The sequence below is a fragment of the Phenylobacterium sp. LjRoot219 genome (assembly GCF_964252995.1).
Classification (GTDB): Bacteria; Pseudomonadota; Alphaproteobacteria; order Caulobacterales; family Caulobacteraceae; genus Phenylobacterium.
The window spans coordinates 2,867,653-2,886,672 of the sequence record NZ_CAXUQI020000001.1; the positions used below are offsets into that span (position 1 = coordinate 2,867,653).

20 protein-coding genes are annotated in these 19,020 nt (G+C 69.8%); 1 reads left to right on the plus strand and 19 read right to left on the minus strand.

Features of this window, described 5'->3' with window-relative positions:
- Positions 1-12: 12 nt before the first annotated feature.
- From ACSQ14_RS14050 to ACSQ14_RS14095, 10 genes are all read right to left on the minus strand, one after another.
- A complete protein-coding gene (locus ACSQ14_RS14050) occupies positions 13-1,470 on the minus strand; it encodes an MFS transporter (protein ID WP_436013779.1) in 1,458 nt (485 codons plus the stop codon).
- Positions 1,471-1,505: 35 nt separating this feature from the next.
- On the minus strand, positions 1,506-1,907 hold the full coding sequence (locus ACSQ14_RS14055; protein ID WP_436013781.1) for a hypothetical protein: 402 nt from the start codon (positions 1,905-1,907) through the stop codon (positions 1,506-1,508).
- A gap of 137 nt (positions 1,908-2,044) precedes the next feature.
- Positions 2,045-3,085 carry a 2-hydroxyacid dehydrogenase gene (locus ACSQ14_RS14060; protein ID WP_436013783.1) on the minus strand — a complete coding sequence of 347 codons (1,041 nt, stop codon included), beginning with the start codon at positions 3,083-3,085 and terminating at the stop codon, positions 2,045-2,047.
- A gap of 71 nt (positions 3,086-3,156) precedes the next feature.
- Positions 3,157-4,125 (minus strand): magnesium/cobalt transporter CorA, encoded by a 969-nt coding sequence (gene corA / locus ACSQ14_RS14065; RefSeq protein ID WP_436013785.1) that lies wholly within the window; start codon positions 4,123-4,125, stop codon positions 3,157-3,159.
- 93 nt (positions 4,126-4,218) lie between these two features.
- On the minus strand, positions 4,219-5,220 hold the full coding sequence (locus ACSQ14_RS14070) for an NADPH:quinone oxidoreductase family protein (RefSeq protein ID WP_436013787.1): 1,002 nt from the start codon (positions 5,218-5,220) through the stop codon (positions 4,219-4,221).
- Positions 5,221-5,255: 35 nt separating this feature from the next.
- Positions 5,256-6,026 (minus strand): SDR family oxidoreductase, encoded by a 771-nt coding sequence (locus tag ACSQ14_RS14075; RefSeq protein WP_436013789.1) that lies wholly within the window; start codon positions 6,024-6,026, stop codon positions 5,256-5,258.
- 143 nt (positions 6,027-6,169) lie between these two features.
- Positions 6,170-7,201 carry an aldo/keto reductase gene (locus ACSQ14_RS14080; protein ID WP_436013791.1) on the minus strand — a complete coding sequence of 344 codons (1,032 nt, stop codon included), beginning with the start codon at positions 7,199-7,201 and terminating at the stop codon, positions 6,170-6,172.
- Positions 7,202-7,259: 58 nt separating this feature from the next.
- Positions 7,260-8,225 (minus strand): enoyl-CoA hydratase/isomerase family protein, encoded by a 966-nt coding sequence (locus ACSQ14_RS14085; RefSeq protein ID WP_436013793.1) that lies wholly within the window; start codon positions 8,223-8,225, stop codon positions 7,260-7,262.
- Between the two features lie 151 nt (positions 8,226-8,376).
- Positions 8,377-9,603: a cytochrome P450 gene (locus tag ACSQ14_RS14090; protein ID WP_436013796.1), complete on the minus strand. Its 1,227-nt coding sequence runs from the start codon at positions 9,601-9,603 to the stop codon at positions 8,377-8,379.
- A gap of 47 nt (positions 9,604-9,650) precedes the next feature.
- Positions 9,651-10,517: an SDR family NAD(P)-dependent oxidoreductase gene (locus ACSQ14_RS14095; protein ID WP_436013798.1), complete on the minus strand. Its 867-nt coding sequence runs from the start codon at positions 10,515-10,517 to the stop codon at positions 9,651-9,653.
- Between the two features lie 135 nt (positions 10,518-10,652).
- Between ACSQ14_RS14095 and ACSQ14_RS14100 the strand changes: the two genes are divergently transcribed.
- Complete coding sequence (locus tag ACSQ14_RS14100) at positions 10,653-11,708, plus strand: helix-turn-helix domain-containing protein (RefSeq protein ID WP_436013800.1); 1,056 nt, start codon at positions 10,653-10,655, stop codon at positions 11,706-11,708.
- Positions 11,709-11,714: 6 nt separating this feature from the next.
- Here the strand turns inward: ACSQ14_RS14100 and ACSQ14_RS14105 are convergent, their stop codons facing one another.
- The 9 genes from ACSQ14_RS14105 to ACSQ14_RS14145 all read right to left on the minus strand — a co-directional run bounded on the left by ACSQ14_RS14105 (position 11,715) and on the right by ACSQ14_RS14145 (position 18,911).
- Positions 11,715-11,987 (minus strand): PepSY domain-containing protein, encoded by a 273-nt coding sequence (locus tag ACSQ14_RS14105; protein ID WP_436013802.1) that lies wholly within the window; start codon positions 11,985-11,987, stop codon positions 11,715-11,717.
- Between the two features lie 23 nt (positions 11,988-12,010).
- Positions 12,011-12,463, minus strand: a complete 453-nt coding sequence (locus ACSQ14_RS14110; protein WP_436013804.1) for an ExbD/TolR family protein — start codon at positions 12,461-12,463, stop codon at positions 12,011-12,013.
- Between the two features lie 3 nt (positions 12,464-12,466).
- Positions 12,467-13,201: a MotA/TolQ/ExbB proton channel family protein gene (locus ACSQ14_RS14115; protein ID WP_436013806.1), complete on the minus strand. Its 735-nt coding sequence runs from the start codon at positions 13,199-13,201 to the stop codon at positions 12,467-12,469.
- An 8-nt stretch (positions 13,202-13,209) separates the two neighbouring features.
- The gene (locus tag ACSQ14_RS14120; protein WP_436015423.1) at positions 13,210-13,470 is read right to left on the minus strand and encodes an energy transducer TonB; all 261 of its coding nucleotides are present in this window, start codon (positions 13,468-13,470) and stop codon (positions 13,210-13,212) included.
- The gene (locus ACSQ14_RS14125; RefSeq protein ID WP_436013808.1) at positions 13,467-13,865 is read right to left on the minus strand and encodes a hypothetical protein; all 399 of its coding nucleotides are present in this window, start codon (positions 13,863-13,865) and stop codon (positions 13,467-13,469) included. Before ACSQ14_RS14125 ends, ACSQ14_RS14120 begins: the two co-directional genes overlap by 4 nt.
- Before the next feature lie 64 nt (positions 13,866-13,929).
- Positions 13,930-14,613, minus strand: a complete 684-nt coding sequence (locus ACSQ14_RS14130) for a Fe2+-dependent dioxygenase (protein WP_436013810.1) — start codon at positions 14,611-14,613, stop codon at positions 13,930-13,932.
- Complete coding sequence (locus ACSQ14_RS14135) at positions 14,607-15,698, minus strand: alpha-hydroxy acid oxidase (protein WP_436013812.1); 1,092 nt, start codon at positions 15,696-15,698, stop codon at positions 14,607-14,609. Before ACSQ14_RS14135 ends, ACSQ14_RS14130 begins: the two co-directional genes overlap by 7 nt.
- 68 nt (positions 15,699-15,766) lie before the next feature.
- Complete coding sequence (locus tag ACSQ14_RS14140; protein WP_436013814.1) at positions 15,767-18,103, minus strand: TonB-dependent receptor; 2,337 nt, start codon at positions 18,101-18,103, stop codon at positions 15,767-15,769.
- A 121-nt stretch (positions 18,104-18,224) separates the two neighbouring features.
- On the minus strand, positions 18,225-18,911 hold the full coding sequence (locus ACSQ14_RS14145; protein ID WP_436015425.1) for a PepSY-associated TM helix domain-containing protein: 687 nt from the start codon (positions 18,909-18,911) through the stop codon (positions 18,225-18,227).
- Positions 18,912-19,020 lie beyond the last annotated feature (109 nt).

A 19,020-nucleotide genomic window follows, 5' to 3' on the forward strand; every position in this document is an offset into this window, starting at 1 on the left:
CGGGTTTCTACGCTATCCGACGACGGATTTCGACGGGCTCGGTTCATTCTCGGCCGCCATAAGGTCGGCCGAGACCTCCTCCGGCGGGTCGGCGGCGCCCACCGCCGGCGGGCGGGCGAAGCGCGCGCGGGCCTGAGCCAGGATTTGCTGGACCATCTCGCTGCGGGGGACCTCGCCCTCGACCCGCACCAAGGTCAGGCGATGCAGCGCGTAGAGTCCCCACAGCGCCGAGAACAGGAAGTAAAAATCCCAGCCCGTCAGGTGCACGCCCAGGAGATCGCCGCGGATCCGCGGCCCCGCCCACTCGAGCACCAGGGCGACGCGACGCGCCTCGAAGAACTCCGCGCCGAGGCCACCGAGCACCGGCGCCACCCCGGCGACGGCCGAAGAGATCAGGGCGTTGAGCGCCAGGTAGGGCGCCGCGGCCCCGGCCGGCGAGAGGTCGAGCGCGATGCTCGCCGACCCCAGGGTGACGCCGGCGCCCGACACGCCCATGACCAGATGCACCACCACGAGGTACACGACGCCAAGCCAGTTCGCGCCGAGCTGCGAGGCGCCGATCATCGCGGCGATGCAGACGATGTAGGTCGGCGCAGCGACGTTGAGCACCGACTTGGCGCCGTACCGGTCGGCCAGCGGCCCCCAGCGCTTCAACGCCCAGAGGTTGGCCAGCTGGCTGACGATCGTCAGGACCATCACGAAGGTGACGGTGAAGCCCAGCTGCTGCAGCAGAAACACCGTGAAGAAAGGCTGGGCGAGGTTCACCGCGAACTGCCAGCTCGCGGTGAAGCGGACCAGCGGACGGAAGCTGGCGTCGTGCAGCGGGCCGCGCAGCAGCTCGACCAGCCTGGCCGGTTTCGGCGGCGCCGGCGGCATGGTCGGTTCGGGCGCCCGCGCCAGCGTCATGGCGCTGAGCAATTGCGCGACGAAGGCCAGGATGAACAGGCCGGCGAAGACCACCGCGCTGGAGTCCCGCTGCGCGCCGGCGACATCGAGCGCCAGCGCCGCCAGCAGGCTGATGACCACCTTGGCGAAGATCGCCAGCCGGGAGCGCCGGGCGGTGAAGCGGCCGCGGATGTCGTCGGCCACGAGATCGCGGGTCCAGGCGTTCCAGGCGCAGCCGGCGAAGGCGCTGGCTCCGCAGTAGAGGCCGACGGCTGCGGCGACGGCGTAGCGCGCCGCCGGCGTGGCGTCGGAGAAAGCCAGCGCCGCGACCACGGCCGGCGCCAGGGCGGAGATCAGGCTGCCGACCACGGCGATCCGCTTGCGCGTGCGCAGCCGCTCGACCAGCAGCACCGCCGGCCCTTGCAGCAGTTGCCCCCAGAAGGCGATCGCGGTGAGGATCCCGACCTGCGCCGGCCGCGCCCCGAGGTACAGGGCGAACGCCGTCATGATCGTGCCGGCCATGATCGCGTCGCAGGTCGACGAGAAGACGGCTTCGACGGTCAGGGTCCGCAGACCCCGCTTCAAGGTGGGCGCGTCGATATCGCTCTGCGGCCGGAACATCACTCGCCGGGCGGCGCGGCGTTCGGCTGCGAGCGTTCCGGCTCCATGGTGCACGCGCCGCTCGATCGGCCGCTGGCGGATGCGCCCTTGATCCGCCAGGTCGCCTGGCGGGCGGCCGGATCGGCGGCGATCGTCAGGATCATCGAGGCTGTGGTGATCGTCCCCTCCAGCCGCCCGCCGTCGGTGGTGCAGACGAAGACGCCGCACAGGTTCGGGCCGAAGTCTTTCGAGACCGGGCTCCATTCCTGCAGCGTGCGCGGCGCGAGCCGAAACACGCGGGGCTGGCGCGGCTCCTGCTGCACGGGCGACGCGGCGACGTCGCAGGTCACCCGCCAGGCGCCCTGCAGCGGCCCGCCGCCGGCCTGCAACAGCGCAGCGGCGACGCCAACGACCAAGCTCATCATGGTTGCGTCTCGCGATTGGAGCCACGCGCCGTCACGCAGACGGGCGCCGGCGTCCGCGATAGTAGGCGCAGCCGTCACGCTGGCCCTCCGGGTAAACCCGCAGCCAGCGCGCGCCAGCAACCGGGGAGCGGCCGTCAGCGCGCGGCCGCAGCGCCCATGTGCTCGGCGCCGGCGACCCGCGCGGCGGTGACCACGTTGACGAGCGCGAGGCCGGCTTCGGCGTCAGCCAGGCTCCGCAGCGTCGTCTCGGCGATCGCCTGCAACGCCTCCTCGGTGAGGAAGCCCTGGTGGCCGGTGATCAGGACGTTGGGGAAGGTCAGCAGCCGCTGGAAGACGTCGTCCTGGATGATCTCGTTCGACAGGTCCTCGAAGAACAGGTCGGCCTCCTGCTCGTAGACGTCCAGGGCGACGCCGCCGATCTTGCGCGACTTGAGACCTTCGATCAGCGCGACGGTGTCGATCAGCGCGCCGCGGCTGGTGTTCACCAGCACGACCCCCGGCCGCGCCCCGGCGATCGCCGCGGCGTTGACCAGATGCCGCGTCTCCGGGGTCAGCGGACAATGCAGGGTGATGACGTCGGCGCTCGCGAGCAGGGTCGGCAGCGGCACATAGCGGACGCCGTCTTCGACCAGCCCCGGATCCTCGACCACGTCGCTGGCCAGCACCTCGCAGCCAAAGCCCAGCCGCAGCGCGCGCGCAACCCGCGCGCCGATCCGGCCGGTGCCGACCACGCCGGCGACCCGCCCGCCGAGCGTTCGGCCGATCAGGCCGTCGAGCGCGAAGTTGTTTTCCCGCACGCGGGCCCAGGCGCGCGGGATGTTGCGCTCCAGCGCCAGCACCAGGGCGATGGTGAATTCGGCGACCGCCTCAGGGGAATAGGCCGGCACCCGCACCACCAGGATGCCCTTCGCCTCCGCCGCGGCGAGGTCGACGTTGTTGAAGCCGGCGCAGCGCAGGGCCACCAGCCGCACCCCGCCTTCGGCCAGCTGGCCCAGGGTGGCGGCGTCGAGCCGGTCGTTGACGAAGGCGCATACCGCCGGATAGCCACGCGCCAGCGGCGCCGAGGCGGCGTCGAGCCGCGCCTCGAAATAGTCGAGCTGGTGGTCGAACGCCTGGTTCGCCGCATCAAGGAAACGGCGGTCGTAAGCCTTGGTCGAGAACACCGCGACACGCATCCGCACCTCCTTCGGCCGGGCCGATATCTCCCTGAACGCGCGGGACGGCCGAAGACGCCGTCGCCCGCCGCTCAGAGCCAGCCGGAGCGTCGGAACCGCCCGAAGAGGACGCCGCAGATCAAGGCGATGGCGCCCAGCACCAGGAAGTAGCCGTACCGCCAGGTGAGTTCCGGCATGAACCGGAAGTTCATCCCATAGACCCCGGCGATGGCGGTCGGCACCGCCAGGATCGCGGCCCAGGCCGCCAGCCTGCGGGTGATCACCGTCTGTCCCTGCTGTTCCAGCAGCACGCCCGCTTCGAAGACGAAGCTCAACATCTCGCGGGCGCCTTCGGCCATGTCTTCGACCCGGCGCACGTGGTCGAGCACGTCGCGGAAATAGGGCCGCACCTCCGCGTCGATGCAGGGCAGCTCGACGTGCAGGATCCGGCTGCAGGTCTCGCGCATGGGGCCGAGGATCCGCTGGAAGCGCAGCAGTTCGCCGCGCAGGCGCAGTATCCGCCGCACGTCGGTGCGGGACAGCGGCTTTTCGGAGATCTCCTGCTCCATCCCCAGCACCTCCTCCTCGATCGTCTCGACGATCGGCAGGTAGCCGTCGACGATGAAGTCGAGGACGCCGTGCAGCACGTAGTCGACGCCGTGCTTCAGAAGCTGCGGCGAGGCCTCCAGCTGTCCGCGCAGCGGGGTGTGCGCGCGGACCGAGCCGTGGCGGACGGTGATGATGTGCTTGGGGCCGAGGAAGATCGCGGTCTCGCCGTAGTGGATCTCCTCGTCGTCCAGCCGCGCGGTGCGCGCGACGACGAACAGCTGGTCGCCATAAGCCTCGACCTTCGGCAGCTGGTGGGCCTGCAGCGCGTCCTCGACCGCCAGCGGGTGCAGCTTGAACCGCGCCTTCAGCAGGCCCAGCTCTTCAGCGCTCGGCTCATAGAGGCCGATCCAGGCGAACTCGCCCTCAGCCAGGTCCCAGCCGGCCGCCTCGTCGAACGACAGTTCCCGGTCACGCTGTCCGTTGCGGTAGACCACGGCGGCGATGACGGTCATGCGGACACCCTGCACTGCTGGCGAAGCTGCAAGCGAATCGCCGCCGTCCCGCAGAAAAGCGCCGAACGGCCCGCCGGCCAACCGCTAAGGCGCTCAGCCGGCCTCGCCGACCTCGACCAGCACCTTGCCCTTGGCCTTGCGATCCTGGATCCAGCGGATCGCGTCGCCGCCGCGCTCCAGCGGGAAGCGTGCGCTGATCAGCGGCTTGAGCCTGCCCTCGGCGTGCCAGGCGTAGAGCTCGGCCATGTTCTCGGCGTGCAGCGCCGGCGAGCGGGCGACGAAGTCGCCCCAGAACACGCCGACAATCGATGCGCCCTTCACCAGCGGCAGGTTGAGCGGGAGCGTCGGGATCTGGCCGCCCGCGAAGCCGACGACCAGATAGCGCCCTTCCCAGCCGATCGAGCGGAACGCCGGCTCGGCCAGCCGATCGCCGACGGGGTCGTAGACCACGTCGACGCCCTTGCCGCCGGTCAGCTCCTTGAGCGTCGCCTTGAGGTCCTGGGCGCTGTAGTCGATCAGCGCGTCGGCGCCGTACTCCGCCGCGATCTGCAGCTTCTCGGGGCTCGAGGCCCCGGCGATCACATGAGCGCCCATCACCTTGCCGAGTTCGACCGCGGCCAGGCCGACGCCGCCCGCGGCGCCCAGCACCAGCAGGGTCTCGCCGGGCTGCAGCCGGGCCCGCTGCTTCAAGGCGTGATGCGAGGTGCCGTAGGCCATGGTGAAGGCGGCGGCGACGTCGAGCGGCATGCCGTCCGGCACATGGGTGGTGCGCTCGGCGCGGGCGATCACATACTCGGCGAAGGCGCCCCAGTTGGTCAGCGCCGCCACCCGGTCGCCCAGCTTGAAGCCGTCCACGCCGAGCCCGACCTCGGCGATCACGCCGGACAGTTCGCCGCCCGGGCTGAACGGCAGCGGCGGCTTGATCTGGTACTTGTTCTCGATGATCAGCGTCTCGGGGAAGTTGACGCCCGCAGCCTGGGTCTTGATCAGCACCTCGCCCGGCCCCGGCTGCGGGATCGCGATCTCGCGCAGCGGCAGGGTCTCCGGCGGGCCATAGCTCTCGCAGACCAGCGCACGCATCATGCCGTCAGCCATCACTGCACCTGTCTTTCTCGCCGCGCTCGCGGCGCTCACATCGCCGTCAGGCCGCCGTCGAGCTTGAGCTCGGCGCCGGTCATCATGCGGCTGGCGTCGGAGGCGAGGTAGACCACCGCGGCGGCCACGTCCTCGACCTCGCCGATCCGGCCGAGCGGCACCTGGCGGGCCAGCTTGGCCAGGGCCGCCGGGTCGTCGCCGACGATGTCGTTCAACATCGCGGTCCGCACGAAGGTCGGATGGACCGAGTTGCAACGGATGTCCCAGCCGTGCTTGGCGCAGTGCAGCGCCACCGACTTGGTCAGCATCCAGACCGCGGCCTTCGAGGCGTTGTAGGCGGCCAGGTTGTGCGAGGCGATCAGCGCCGAAACCGAGGCGATGTTGACGATCGACCCCGGCTGGCTTTCGCGCATCAGCGGCAGGGCGTGCTTGCAGCCGAGGAAGACACTGTCGGCGTTGACCGACATGCCGCGCCGCCACTCCTCCAGGCTCAGGTCCTCGACCGAACCGAACGGCAGGACGCCGGCGTTGTTCACCAGCACCGACAGCCCGCCCATCTGCGCCCTGGCCGCGGCGACGGCGGCGTCCCAGGCCGCCTCGGAAGTCACGTCGTGGCCCAGGCCGAAGGCGACGCCCGCGCCACGCTCGGCGTTGATCTGCGCGGCCACCTCGGCCGCACCGGCGGCGTTCAGGTCGGTGACCAGCACCTGCGCGCCTTCGGCGGCCAGCGCCCGGGCGACCCCGGCGCCGACGCCCTGCGCCGCGCCGGTGACGAGAGCGGCCTTGCCGGCGAGGACGCGGCTCATGGCCGGACGCCCCCTCCGTCTCGCGCCTGCGGCGCGATCCACCTCCCCCGCTTCGCAGGGGAGGAGCGGATCGCTGCTCCCCCGCACGCTGGGGAGCTGTCAGCGAAGCTGACTGAGGGGGCGCTTGGCGTCGGCATCACGCCTCAGCGTCCCAGCGCCCGGGTCACCTTGCGGTCCGGCTCGATCCAGGCCGAGGTCGCGTAGATCATGTCGATCTTGGTCGCCTCGTTCAGCTCGGCCATGTCTTCGTCCGTGAGCCGGACGTCGGCGGCGCCGAGGTTGTCGTCGAGCTGGTGCATCTTGGTGGCGCCGATCAGCACGCTGGTGACGCCGGGGCGCGCCAGCAGCCAGGCGATCGCCACCTGCGGCACGGTGATCGCGCGCGCAGCCGCGATCCGCCGCATCACCTCGATCACCGCGAAGCCCTTCTCCTTGTCGATGCCGAGCGGATCGAAGCTGGAGAAGCGGTTGTCGGGCTTGGTCAGGTCCTCGCGGCTGTAGGCGCCGCTGAGGAAGCCGAAGGCCAGCGGGCTCCAGACGGTCATGCCCAGGCCGTAGCGCTGCATCATCGGCACGATGTCGCGCTCCACGTCGCGGCCGAGCAGCGAATAGTACATCTGGCCGTGGGTGAAGGGCGTCAGCCCCCGCGCCTTCTGGATCTCCATCGCCGCAGAGACCGTCCAGGCCGACCAGTTGGAAAAGCCGATATGACGGACCTTGCCGGCCCGCACGACGGCGTCGAACGCCTCCAGCGTCTCCTCCAGCGGCGTGAACGGGTCCTCGCGGTGGGCGACATAGAAGTCGATCCAGTCGGTGCCGAGCCGCTTCAGGCTCTGGTCGACGGACCACAGGATGTGCCGCTTCGACAGGCCGGTGCGCAGCAGCTCGCGGTCGGTGGTGCCGCGATTGCCGACCTTGGTGGTGATCACGACCTTGTCGCGGTGCGGCTTCAGCGCCTGGCCGAGCAGCACCTCGGACTCGCCGTCGGCGTAGACGTCGGCGGTGTCGAAGAAGTTGACCCCGGCGTCGAGCGCGCGGCCGACCAGCTCGTCGGCGAGGCCGGCGCCGACCTTATAGACCGTGCTCAGGGTCTGGTTGCCCTGGGTGAAGGTGAGCGCGCCAAAGCCCAGCCGCGAGACCACCAGGCCGGTGTTCCCGAGCGTCGCGTACTGCATTGCCGAAGTCCTATGGCTGGCGCCGGCCGCCTGTAAGACGGCCGGCGAAATTCGCGGCCTATTCCTTGGCCTTGCGGCCCGAACGGCTCAGGCGGAAGTCCGGCGGATAGAGGCTGTCGTTGTCCTTCACCGCGTTGTTCAGGCCCTTCTCGAAGGTCTCGTCGCCGAGCGTCAGCTCGCCGCCGTCGTTCGACACGGCCGGCAGCATCGACTCCAGCCAGGCGGTCAGGATCGAGCCCATGTACTCGCCCTGCTGCTGCTTCATGACCTCGAAGAAGGTCTTCTGCATCATCACCACGTCGGTCGGACGGGTGTTCGAACAGGCGGAGGCGTACTTCGCGACTTCGGCTTCGAGGTCAGCGCGCGCGACGACCTTGTTGACGAAGTTGCAGTCGTACATCTCCTGGGCGGTGAACGGCCGCCCGGTGAAGACCATCTCCTGGAACCTGCGGATGCCCATGGTGTTGGCCCACTGCCACATGCGCGGGCCCCAGCCGACGTAACGGAACGCCGGGTGGCCGAACAATGCGTCGTCCGAGGAGATGATGATGTCGGCGTCCGCCGCCTGGTAGAAGTGCCAGCCGTAGCAGTAGCCCTTCACCTCCAGGATGCTGATCTTCTTGAAGTCCTGCAGGCTGCGGCAGCCGTAGTTCGGGTTGGCGTACAGCTGGGTCAGCGACGCGAGATAGCGGTAGGAGTTCTTCGGCGGATACTTGACCCCCTCGTCGTCGCCGATCCGGAACTCCTTCAGCAGCGAGACCTGGGCCGTCTCCGACAGCATGTCGGCCTGCTCGGGCAGGTCGGCGCCGCCGCCGAGGTTGTTGCCGACGCCGCGGATCACCAGCACCTTCACGTCGTCGTCGACGTTGGCGCGGTGGATCAGGTCGGAATAGCGCAGCCGCGCGGCGATGGTCGGGGCGTTCAGGTGGTCGGGACGGTTGAGCGTGATCGTCGCGATCTTGGTCTTGGGATCCTTCTCGTAGAGGATGATCTCTTCGGGCGAAGGACGGTTCGCTTCGGACATCGCTGCACTCCCTTTCCTGTTCTTAGGCCTGCCGCCACGCCTTGGGTCGAGCCGTCGAGACGCAGGTTCCACTGTCGAGGACGGTGCCAGACGAAGGCCGCGGGCGCTCTACAGATCGCGCACAGAGATGGACAGTCGCGGCAAGGCCCGCTCAGGCCGGGGCGGGCGCCGGCGCCGGCTCGAAGGCGATCGGCAGGGTCTTCAGTCCCCAGGCGCCGAGGAACGGCCGCCAGACCACCGCGCCGGCGCGGCGCGGATTGCGCAGCCGCTGGGCGATCAGGTGCAGCCCCTCCTCAAGCTGGTTCCTGGCAATGAACTGGCCGAGGCAGATGTGTCCGCCGCGCCCGAAGGCGACATGCCGGGGACCGGCCGGCCGTTCGGGATCGAAGCTCAGCGGCTCGTCGTAGGCCGCCGGATCACGGCCGGCGAGCGAGGTGGCGAACACCACCATCGCCCCGGCCGGGAAGCGCACGCCCTCGTAGTCGAAGTCCTTGGCGACGGCGCGGTAGGGGGTGGTGATCGCCGAGTGGCGCAGCGCCTCCTCGACCACCTTGGCGCAGTAGGCCTGATCCTCGGCGCACCGCCGCCACATCTCCGGCCGCTCCAGCAGCATCTGCATGATCAGCGTCAGCATGTTCTTCGAGGTGTCGTAACCGGCGACCATCAGCACCAGCACCATGAAGCGCAGCTCGGTCGCGTCGAGCTGGCCGGCGTTCTTAGCGGCGATCAGGGCGTCGAGCAGGGACTCCTCATCGCCTGCGCCGCGGGCCTCGCGCTCGCCGACGAGTTCGTCGGCGAAGCTCCAGAGCACCTCCCAGCCGGCCATGAACAGCGGCTTGGCCGCCGGATCGAGGGTGAGCGAGGTCAACTGGTTGTCGAGCGCGGTGCGGATCTTCGGAATGGCCTCGGCCGAGACGCCCAACAGCCCGCTGATCACCGCGACCGGAAAGAAGGCGGCGAACTGCGCGAAGTCGAACGCGCCCGACGGGGCCCAGTCGTCGAGCAGCTCGGTGATCACCCGGCGCATCAGCGGCCGCGCCTGGTTGGCCTGACGCGGCGTGAAGGCCGTCGCCACGCTGGCCCGCAGCCGCGCGTGTTCGGGCCCCGACTGCGACAGCACCATCTCCTCCATGAAGCGCGCCCACATCGTGCCGCGCACCCCATAGAAGTCGACGACCCCGCCGAAGCCGGGCTGCAGGTGGTCGTCGTCGGCCAGCAGGTCCTTGGTCGCCTGATAGCCGTGGACCACATAGCCCTGGGAGAACCTGGCGAGCCACGGATGCTCGCGGCGCGCGGCCTCGATGTAGGGGTCGGGATTGGCGGAGAACTCGAGCAGCTCCACCGGCAAGACCGGCAGGACCTCGGACGCCTGATCCATGTCGTCTCCTTCCGCCCGGCGGCCTCGCGAGACGCGGCTGCCGAACGCTAGCGGATGATCACCGGGTACTGGACGCGGGGCTCGACCTTGTGGGTCTCGCGGTAGGACGGCGGCTGACGGCCGCCCTCGTCCTGGACGCCGTACTTCACCGCCAGCTCCGCGCCGATCAGCGTCTGGCCGGACAGCTCCATCAGCTTCGGATCGTTCCACAGCGCCCAGATGACGTGGCCGGTGAATTCCGGCGTCTCGATCTGTTCCTGCAGATAGCCGTACTTCTCCGGCTCCGCGGCGATGATGTTCTTCAGCCGGTCGGTCAGCAGCGCGCCCATCCAGATCGAGATAGCGGCGACGTTGAAGTCGGCGAAGTCGACGGCCATGTCGGCGGCGAACTTGTCCATGCCGGCCTTGTGCGCACCGTAGGCCGGGCCAAACACGTAGTGCACGGCGCCCGACGCCGAGGTGAAGATCACCAGGCCGCTCCGCCGCTCGACCATCTTCGGCGCCGCGTAATAGCTGGCGACGTAACCGCTGCGCAGGCCGACATCCATCAGGTCGACCAGCTTGAGCGGCTTCTCCCAGAAATGGCCCGGGGCGTTGAGTTCGTCGTAGATGGCCGCGGCGTTGTTGACGAGGATGTCGATCCGGCCCTGCTCGCGCTCGACCTGTTCGATCAGCGCCTTGACCTGCGCGTCGTCGCCGCTGTCGCAGCGCACGGCGATCCCCTTGCCGCCGGCGGCGGTGACCGCCTCGGCGGTCTCGTAGATGGTGCCGGGCAGCGGGTGGTCGCCGGACTTTTCCGAGCGGCCGGTGACGTAGACGGTGCAGCCGTGCGCGCCGAGCGCGATGGCGATGCCCCGGCCCGCGCCGCGGCTGGCGCCGGTCACCACGGCTACGGTCTTGCCCGGCTCGGCCATGTCGCCTCCCAAATGCCTCGGCCGTCCTTGGCGGCGACCGTTTCGCAAAGCTAGGCACATGCGCTACCCCTATGGCAAGCACGGCGGATCCGCCGCGCAGACCCGCGGCGAGGCGGGCGTGGTGGAGGAAGCGGGATGGGGCGCGAGCCCGACTATTTCTTCAGCCTGGAAGGGCCGCTCGACGTCGGCCCGAGCGCCGGGCAGATGCGCGCCGGCAACCTCGCCGGCTTCCATGCGCTGGTGCAGCGCTACGGCGCCGACCCGCGGCGGATGCTCGAGCGGCACGACATCGATCCCATCGCCTTCGCCGACCCCGACAACTTCATCGCCTGCGCAGGCGCGGTCGGCGCGCTGGAGGACTGCCGGGCGCGGTTCGACGCACCGCTGTTCGGGCTGGAGCTCGCCGAGCTGCAGGGACCGGACGTGTTCGGCTGCGTCGCGGCGCTGGGGCGAGCGGCGCCCACCTTCCGCGAAGGGCTGCAAGGGATCGTCGACTACCTGCCGGTGACCCATTCCCGCGAGGGCGAACTGGAGCTCGTCGCCACCGGCGAGACCGCCGAGCTGCGCTGGCGCGGCCACGGCGATTTCGCGGTGATCGAGCAGGCCAACTACCAGGCGCTGCTGCTGAACCTGAAGATCCTGCACATGCTCGGCGGCGCGGACTTCCGGCCCGCCTACGTCGACCTGGCGCTCAACGTTCCGGCGCGGGAGCTGGACGCGATCCAGGCCAAGGTCGACTGTCGGGTGACCGGACGCCGCGACGGCAACGCCATCGGCTTTTCGGTCGGCGTGCTGGAGCGGCCGGTCGGCACGGCCAACCGGCTGCTGTTCAGCCTGCTGGGCGGCTATCTGAAGCGGGTCAAGGCCGCCTCGGCCGCGACCACGGTGGAGCGGGTGGAGAGCTACATCCGCGGCGCCCTGCCCTCCGGCGCCTGCACCATCGCCCGCTGCGCCCGCAAGCTCGGCGCCTCGGTGCGCACCTTGCAGCTGCGGCTGAGCGAGAGCGGGGTGCGGTTCTCCGACCTGGTGGAGAAGCAGCGCATCGAGCTGGCCACCGCGGCGCTGCGCAACGGCCAGGCCAGCGTGCACGAGGTCGCCGCGATGCTCGGCTATTCCGAACAGGCGAGCTTCGGCCGCGCCTTCAAACGCTGGACCGGGGTGACGCCGCGGGCTTACCGCGGCGCCGCCTGAAACGGCTCAGTTCGCGCGGATGCGCTCGAAGGTCTTGGGGTTGAAGAAGGCTTCCACCTTCTTGCCGTTGGCGTCGTAGCCGTAGACCTCGTAGCAGCCGTTGAACTTCTGCAGCTTGCGCACGGTCCAGCCCTGCTTCTGCAGCTCCTTTTGCAGCTCGACAGTCGGGCGGCGCTCGCTGCGCGGCACGTCCGGGCACGAGACGTCGCCGTGGGCCGCGGCGGAGCCCGCCACGGACAGGCCGGCGAGCAGAAGTCCAAGTCCGATAAGCTTGCGCATCGTTGTTCCCGGGTTGGTGACGATCAGGGAGTCGCGCCGGCGAGCACGGGCTGAGCGCCCGGCCGCGACGGGTCGGTGACGAAGCCGATCTTGGTCAAGCCGGCCTTGGCCGCCTCGCTCATCACGTCGGCGATCGCCTCATAGCGCGCCTGGCGGTCGATCCGCAGGTGCAGCTCCGGCGTCGGATCCTGGGCGGCGGCCGCGGCCATCCGCTGAATCATCTGGGCGCGGTCGATCTTCTCGCCGTCCCAGTACATCTGGCCCGCCCCGTCGAGCGCGAACTGCACGCTCTTGGCCTGGCTCATGTTCGGCGTGCTCGACACCTTCGGCAGATCGACCTTCACCGAATGGGTGAGCAGCGGCGCGGTGACGATGAAGATCACCAGCAGCACCAGCATGATGTCGACCAGCGGAATGACGTTGATGTCCGCCATCGGCGCGCTGTTGCGATTGCTCCCGAAGCCTCCGAACGCCATGGCTCAGGCCCTCCGGGCGGCTTCAGGCGCCAGGCGGGTCACCTGGGCGGCCTGGTCGTCGACCTTCGCGCCGGTGGCCAGGAAGGAGAACAGGTCGTGGGCGAAGCCGTCGAGGCGGGCCAGCGTGATGCGGTTCAGGCGGACCAGGAAGTTGTAGCCGAGCACCGCCGGGATCGCGACGGCCAGGCCGATCGCGGTCATGATCAGCGCCTCGCCGACCGGGCCGGCGACCTTGTCGAGCGTGCCCGAGCCGGACATGCCGATCGCCACCAGCGCGTGGTAGATGCCCCACACCGTGCCGAGCAGGCCGACGAACGGCGCGGTCGCGCCGATCGAGGCCAGGATGGTCAGGCCGGACTCCATCTCCGAGGTCTCCTCGTCGATCGTGCGGCGCAGCGCCCGGGTCAGGTACTCGCCGGCGCTGCCGGCTTCGCCCAGCCGCGCGCCGCCGTGGCGCTCATGGTGGCGGCTGGCGACGATGCCCTGATGGGCCAGGTTGGAGAACGGCTCGTCCGGCGCCGTCTCCTCAAGCCGGCGGGCGACCTGGTCGAGCGAGCTGGCGTTCCAGAAGAAGTCGAGGAACTGCGCCGCGCGCTTGCGGGCGCGGAAGCCGGCCACCGACTTGGTGACGATGATGTACCAGCTGGAGACCGAGGCCACGGCCATGATCACGAGGATCGTCTTAGCCAGCAGGTCGGCCTGGGTGATGAAGTGGCCAAAGCCAAGCGAGGGTTCCATGGGACTGCTCAACGATCCTTAAGTTCGAATTCGAGAGGCACGACGACCGAGGCGCTGACCGCCTGGTCGCCGCGCTTCGCCGGCACGAAGCGCCAGCGGTTCTTGACGACGTCCAACGCCGCCTGATCGAGCAGCGGGAAGCCGCTGCTGCGCGCGATCTCCACCCGCTCCGGGCGGCCGTTGGCGTTGACGAAGACGTGCAGCTTCACCACGCCCTGCTCGTGCTTGCGCCGCGAGACGTAAGGGTACTGCGGCCCCGGGTTGTTCAGGTAGGCGGCGGTGAAGTTCGGCGGCGTGGTCGCCGGACCGGTCGCCGCCGCGCTCGGCGCGGCCGCCGGCGACGGCGGCGCGGAGGACGCCTGGACGGCGAGGCTCCAGGCCGGACCGGCTCCTCCGGCGGCGGCGCGGTCATCGGCGAGGCGGTCGGCCGCGCGGCGGCGACCATCTTCGGCTGCGGCGTCGGCGGCTTCGGCTGCGGCTGCGGCGGGGGCGGTTCCGGCACGGCGGTCGGCGCGGCCGGGGTCTCGGAGATCATCGAGACCATGATCGACGGGGTCGGCGGCGGGGCCTTGGTCTTCAGGCTGGCCAGTGCGAGGCCGCCGACCAGCCCGACGTGGAGCGCCGCCACGGCGGCCCAGGCCGCGACGCGCTGGCCGCGGCTCAAGGCGCGTGCGCGACGATAGTCGACAGCCGATCCGGCCGAGGAGGAAAGGACGCTTGCGGTCATCTCAGGTGTGGGCCCAGCGGCGCAGCAGGTTGTGATAGACGTGGGTCAGCTTCAGCAGGCTCGCGTCCGTCGGACCGACCGCCGGAGTCAGCCCCTGGATCGCCTGGTCCAGGTCGAACAGCAGGGTGCGCTCGCCCTCGTCGCCGACCAGGCTTTCGATCCAGAAGAAGGACGCCAGGCGAACCCCGCGGGTGACCGGCGCGACCTGATGCAGGCTGCTCGACGGGTAGAGCACGAGGTCGCCGGCCGCGAGCTTGGCGCTCTGCACGCCGAACGGGCCTTCGATCTCCAGTTCGCCGCCGTCGTAGTCCTCGGGCTCGGACAGGAAGAGCGTCGCCGACAGATCGCTGCGCAGGGTGACGCCGTCGCGCGGGCTGCGCAGCACGGCGCTGTCGACATGCGCCCCATAGCCGCCGCCGGCCTCGTAGCGGTTGAACTTCGGCGGGAAGATCCGTCGCGGCAGGGCCGCGGAGACGAACAGCGGATGGCTCTGCAGCCGGCGCAGCAGATGGTCGCCGAGGTTGACGGCGGCCTCGGCGTCGTCGTCGAGCTGCAGGTTCTGCTTCTGGTGGCGCGCCAGCGAGCCGGCGGTCGCCGCCCCGTCGCGCCATTCGGCCGCCTCCAGCAGCGTCCGGTACTGCGCGACCTCTTCCTTGGAGAGGACCTGTTCGATCGCGATCAGCATGCCGCCACCTCCACCTTGCGGATGTCGGCCAGGGTCGCACAGCCGGCCAGGGCCATGCAGAGCTCGAGCTCCTCGCGCAGCAGCTTGATCATGTGCCCGACGCCCAGGGCCCCGGCAACGCTCAAAGAGCAAGCCTGCAGGCGGCCGACCAGCACGGCGTCGGCGCCCAGCGCCAGCGCCTTGAAGACGTCGCTCCCGGAGCCGACACCGCTGTCGAGCAGCACGCTGGCGCCCTCGCCGACCGCCGCGCGGATCCGCGGCAGCACCGACAGGCTGGCTGGCGCGCCGTCGAGCGCGCGGCCGCCGTGGTTGGAGACGATCACCCCGGCCGCTCCGCGGGCCAGCGCCGCGACGGCGTCGTCGGGATGCATCACGCCCTTCACCCACACCGGCAGCGTGGTCGCCGCGATCAGCCGGTCGAGGTCGTCCCAGCCCGGGGCCTCGGCCATCATGCCCTGCAGGATGCGGCTTTGGCCGGCGGCGAGCGTGCGCGCAGGGGCAGCCGGATAGGCTTGCAGATTGGCCGCCGCGGCGGCTTCGGGGCGGAATCCGGCGCGCTGCGCGCGCAGGCTCGGCGCCTGGACCGGCGCGTCGACCGTCAGCACGATCGCGGCGTAGCCGGCCGCCTCGGCGCGGCGCACCAGGTCGAGGGTCGCGGCCCACCATGGCTGGGCATAGAGCTGGAACCAGCGATCCGGCCCGGCGACCGCGGCGATCTCCTCCAGCGTGAAGGACGACAGGGTGCTGCAGACCAGCCCGGTCTCCGTGGCCGCCGCGCCGCGCGCCGTGTCGAGCTCGCCCCGCGGGTGGAACAGGGCTTGATGGGCGACCGGCGCCAGGAAAATCGGGTGCGGCCGCTCACGGCCGCCGAGCGTCAGGCGCGTGTGGCCGCTATCGACGCGGCGCAGCACCCGCGGGATCACCGTCGCCTGCTCGAACGCCTGACAGTTGCGCAGCAGGGTGATCTCGTCGCCGGCCCCGCCGGCCAGATAGGCGAGCACGGCCGGGTCGAGCGCGTCCGCCGCCAGCCGCTCGTAGTCGCGGGCGCAACGGACATCGGCAGGGATGGCGGAAAGCGGGGCCATAGCAAACTCAGAATACGGAAACAGGCCGGGCTTGCGCCCGGCCTGTTCCGACGACGTCATGTCGACGACTAGAACTCATAGTTCAGGGTGAAGCGGACGTTGCGCCCGTCGCCCCGGTACAGGAAGTTCTGACCGCGATAGGCCGCCAGATAGTACTTCTCGTCGGTGACGTTGTTGAAGTTCACCCGCGCTTCGAGGTCCTTGTTCAGGCGGTAGGCCGCGAACAGGTCGCCGGTCCAGTAGGCCGGGATCGGCACAGTGAGAATGCCGGTGCCAGGGATCAGGGCGGCCGCGGTGTCGGGCTGACCGCCATAGCGCTTCCCTTCGTACCGCACCACGCCGCCGAAGTAGAAGTTCTCGGTCAGCTGGTAGCGGGCCTGCACCGAACCCGAGGCGTTGGCGAAGTTCGACAGCCGCTTGCCGACCCGGTCGGCCACGGCCGACTCCAGGACCTTGCTCTTCATGAAGGTCACGCCAGCCTGCACCATCAGCTTGTCGGTCACGGCGCCGGTGGCGCCGAACTCGACGCCGCGGACGCGGTTCTTGCCCGAGTTGGGATCGTTGCCGGCGGCGACGGAGGTGTAGCCCTCCCCCTCAATGACGTCGCTCTTGGTGGTCTGGAATGCGGCCGCGGTGAGCAGCAGGCGCTCGCCGAAGATGTTCCACTTGGTGCCGACCTCGAGGTTCTCCGACCGCTCCGGCTTGGCGCCGATGCTGCCGGTTAGCGGATCGATGATCAGGCCGCCGTAGCCGGAATTGGTGCCGACGTCAGACTCGCCGCCGTTGATGTCGGCCGAGGACGCCCAGGCGAAGTAGACCATGCCGTCGTCGGTGACCTTGTAGGTCAACCCGAGGTTCCCGCTCCAGATGGTGTCGGAGTCCTTGTAGGGGGTCCGAACAAGGGTGGTGGTGTTCTGGGTCGTGACCTTGATGTCGTAGTCGTCGAAGCGGACGCCGGCGAACACCGACAGCTTGTCGGTGAGATCGAAGGTGTCCATCGCGTAGCCGGAGATGGTCTCGACCGCCCAGTCGATGTCGAAAAGCCCCTTGGTGATCTGCCGGTTCATCAGGCTGTTGAGGCCGTTCACCGGCAGGCCGTTCGCGCCAAAGATGCAGTAGTTGTTCGGCGTCGTCGGATTCGGATTGGTCGTTCCGGCGGGAACGGCGCAGTTGAACGCCCCATTGTTCGTCACCCGGTAGACGCCGTTCTTCACTTTTTGGTCGGCGTACTCGGCGCCGAACACGAACTGGTGCTTCATGCCGAACAGCTCGGTGTCGAGGAACAGGTTCGTCTGGTTGGCGAAGTACTCGACGTCCTGCCAGCCCTGATGGGTGCTGAGCGTCGCGCTGGTGTAGGCGCCGCCCGGGCCGTTCAGGCTGGTGGCCGCGCCGCGCGTGCCGGTGACCACGTAGCGGTTATAGGTCTCGCCGTAGCGGCTGAGGTTGGTGATCCGCAGGTTCGGGTTGAACTGGTACTTCACCCGGGCCGTGAAGGTGTCGACGTCCGACTTCAGGAAGTCCTGGTCCTGGACATAGACCGGCACATCCGCCCGCGGCGCGCCGTTGAGCAGATAGGTGCCGATGTCCGGCTTATCCTTGGCGCGCAGGCCGTAGTAGTCGAGCGTGATGCTCAGGTCGTCGGTCGGCGAGTAGAGGCCCGACAGGGCCAGGCCCTTGCGCTCACGGTTGGCGGGGCTGAGGCCCGGGACGTCCTCGGTCGTGTAGAGGCCGTTCAGGCGCACCGCGAGGGTGTCGCCGAAGGTGCGGTTGACGTCGAGCGTGCCACGGAAGTGGTCGTCGGAGCCGACGCCGAGGGCCGCCTTGCCGAAGTTCAGGTTGGTGTTGGCCTGCTTGGTGATGGCGTTGATCGTGCCGCCCGCCGCGCCGCGGCCGGCGAAGCTCGAGTTCGGGCCCTTGGTGATTTCGAGTTGCTCGACCGCGAAGCTCTCACGGGTGGCCATGCCCGGGTCGCGCAGGCCGTCGACGAAGACGTCGCTGCGGGCTTCCTGGCCGCGGATGATGTAGCGGTCGCCGAAGGCGTTGCCGTTTTCGCCGGTGCCGAGGGTGATGCCCGGAACGCCGTCAAGGATCGCCCGCAGGTCGGTCTGGCCGGAGTCTTCGATTTCCTTGGCGGTCAGCACCTGAATGGTCGCCGGCGTCTCAGCCAGCGGACGGAGGCGACGCTCGTCTCCCGAGGTGCGGGCCTTGTAGGGGACGCCAACCTGAGCGTTCGGGTTCGGATCGATCGCGGTGTCCTGCACCTTCACCGTGGCGAGCTCGGTGTCCTGCGCCTGGGCCGCGATCGGCATCAGCATGGCCGCCGAAAGGCCCAGTATGGCGGCGCGCGGCGCGACGCTCGCGCGGAGGCTCGCAGGACGGCTCAGCGCCGGCTTCGAAACGCTCATCTTCGTTAGATCCCCTCTGCCGACCTTTGCGGTCGTTGACTTGAGGCGCCGCTGTTATTGCGAATAGATCGCAGGTGCAACGGTTAAGTTGCAACTCGCTCTCATTTGCGCCGCAAACGCCTTAAAGCAGGTGGAACAGGAGCAGGATGATCAAGATCAAGGGCGCGCCTGCCCCGGTGGCGAGCAGCGGCCAGGTCAGCGGGCGGCCGCGCGCATAGAGGCAGGCCAGCGCCAGGCCGGTGGCGGCGAACACCAGGCAGCCGATGGCGAAGACGTCGATGAACCAGCCCCAGGCGCGGCCGGAGTTGCGGCCGGTGTGCAGGTCGTTGAGCGCGCCCACCACCCCGCGATTGGAGGTCTCGTAGGTCAGCGCGCCGGAAACGCGGTCGAAGCTCAGCGCGCGTTCGCCGCCCGGCCGGGGAAGCGCGGCGGTCACCTCGTCCTCCGACCATTCGGCGAGATCCCCGGAGAGGTCGAACTGCAGTTGCGCGTTGACCCAGGCGGCCACCGGCGCGGGCAGCGGCGCCGCGCCCTCGCTCGGTCCCGACGCCAGCTGCGCGGCCAGCGCCGCGGGCAGCTGCAGCGTGCGGCTGGTGGTTTGCGGCTGCGGCTCGAAGACGTCGGCGTGGTTCAGGGTGATCGCCGTGCCGGCGAACAGCAGCATGCACGCCAGACAGAGCGCCGCGCTGACCCAGTGCCAGAGCCGCACCTGCTGCAGCCAGAAGGACCGCCGCCGCCAGGCGCTCGGCTCCGACGCCGCGGCCGGACGGGCGGATTTCGATGCGGCGCGGTCCAGCGGAGCCTCCATGGTCAAGCAGCGCGCGCCCTCATGCCCCGGGCGCCGACGCGGCGCCAGAGGCGATCCGCCGCGACGACGCCTGGTTGCGAAGCTGTCATCGGTTCCCGCAAGGTGCGGC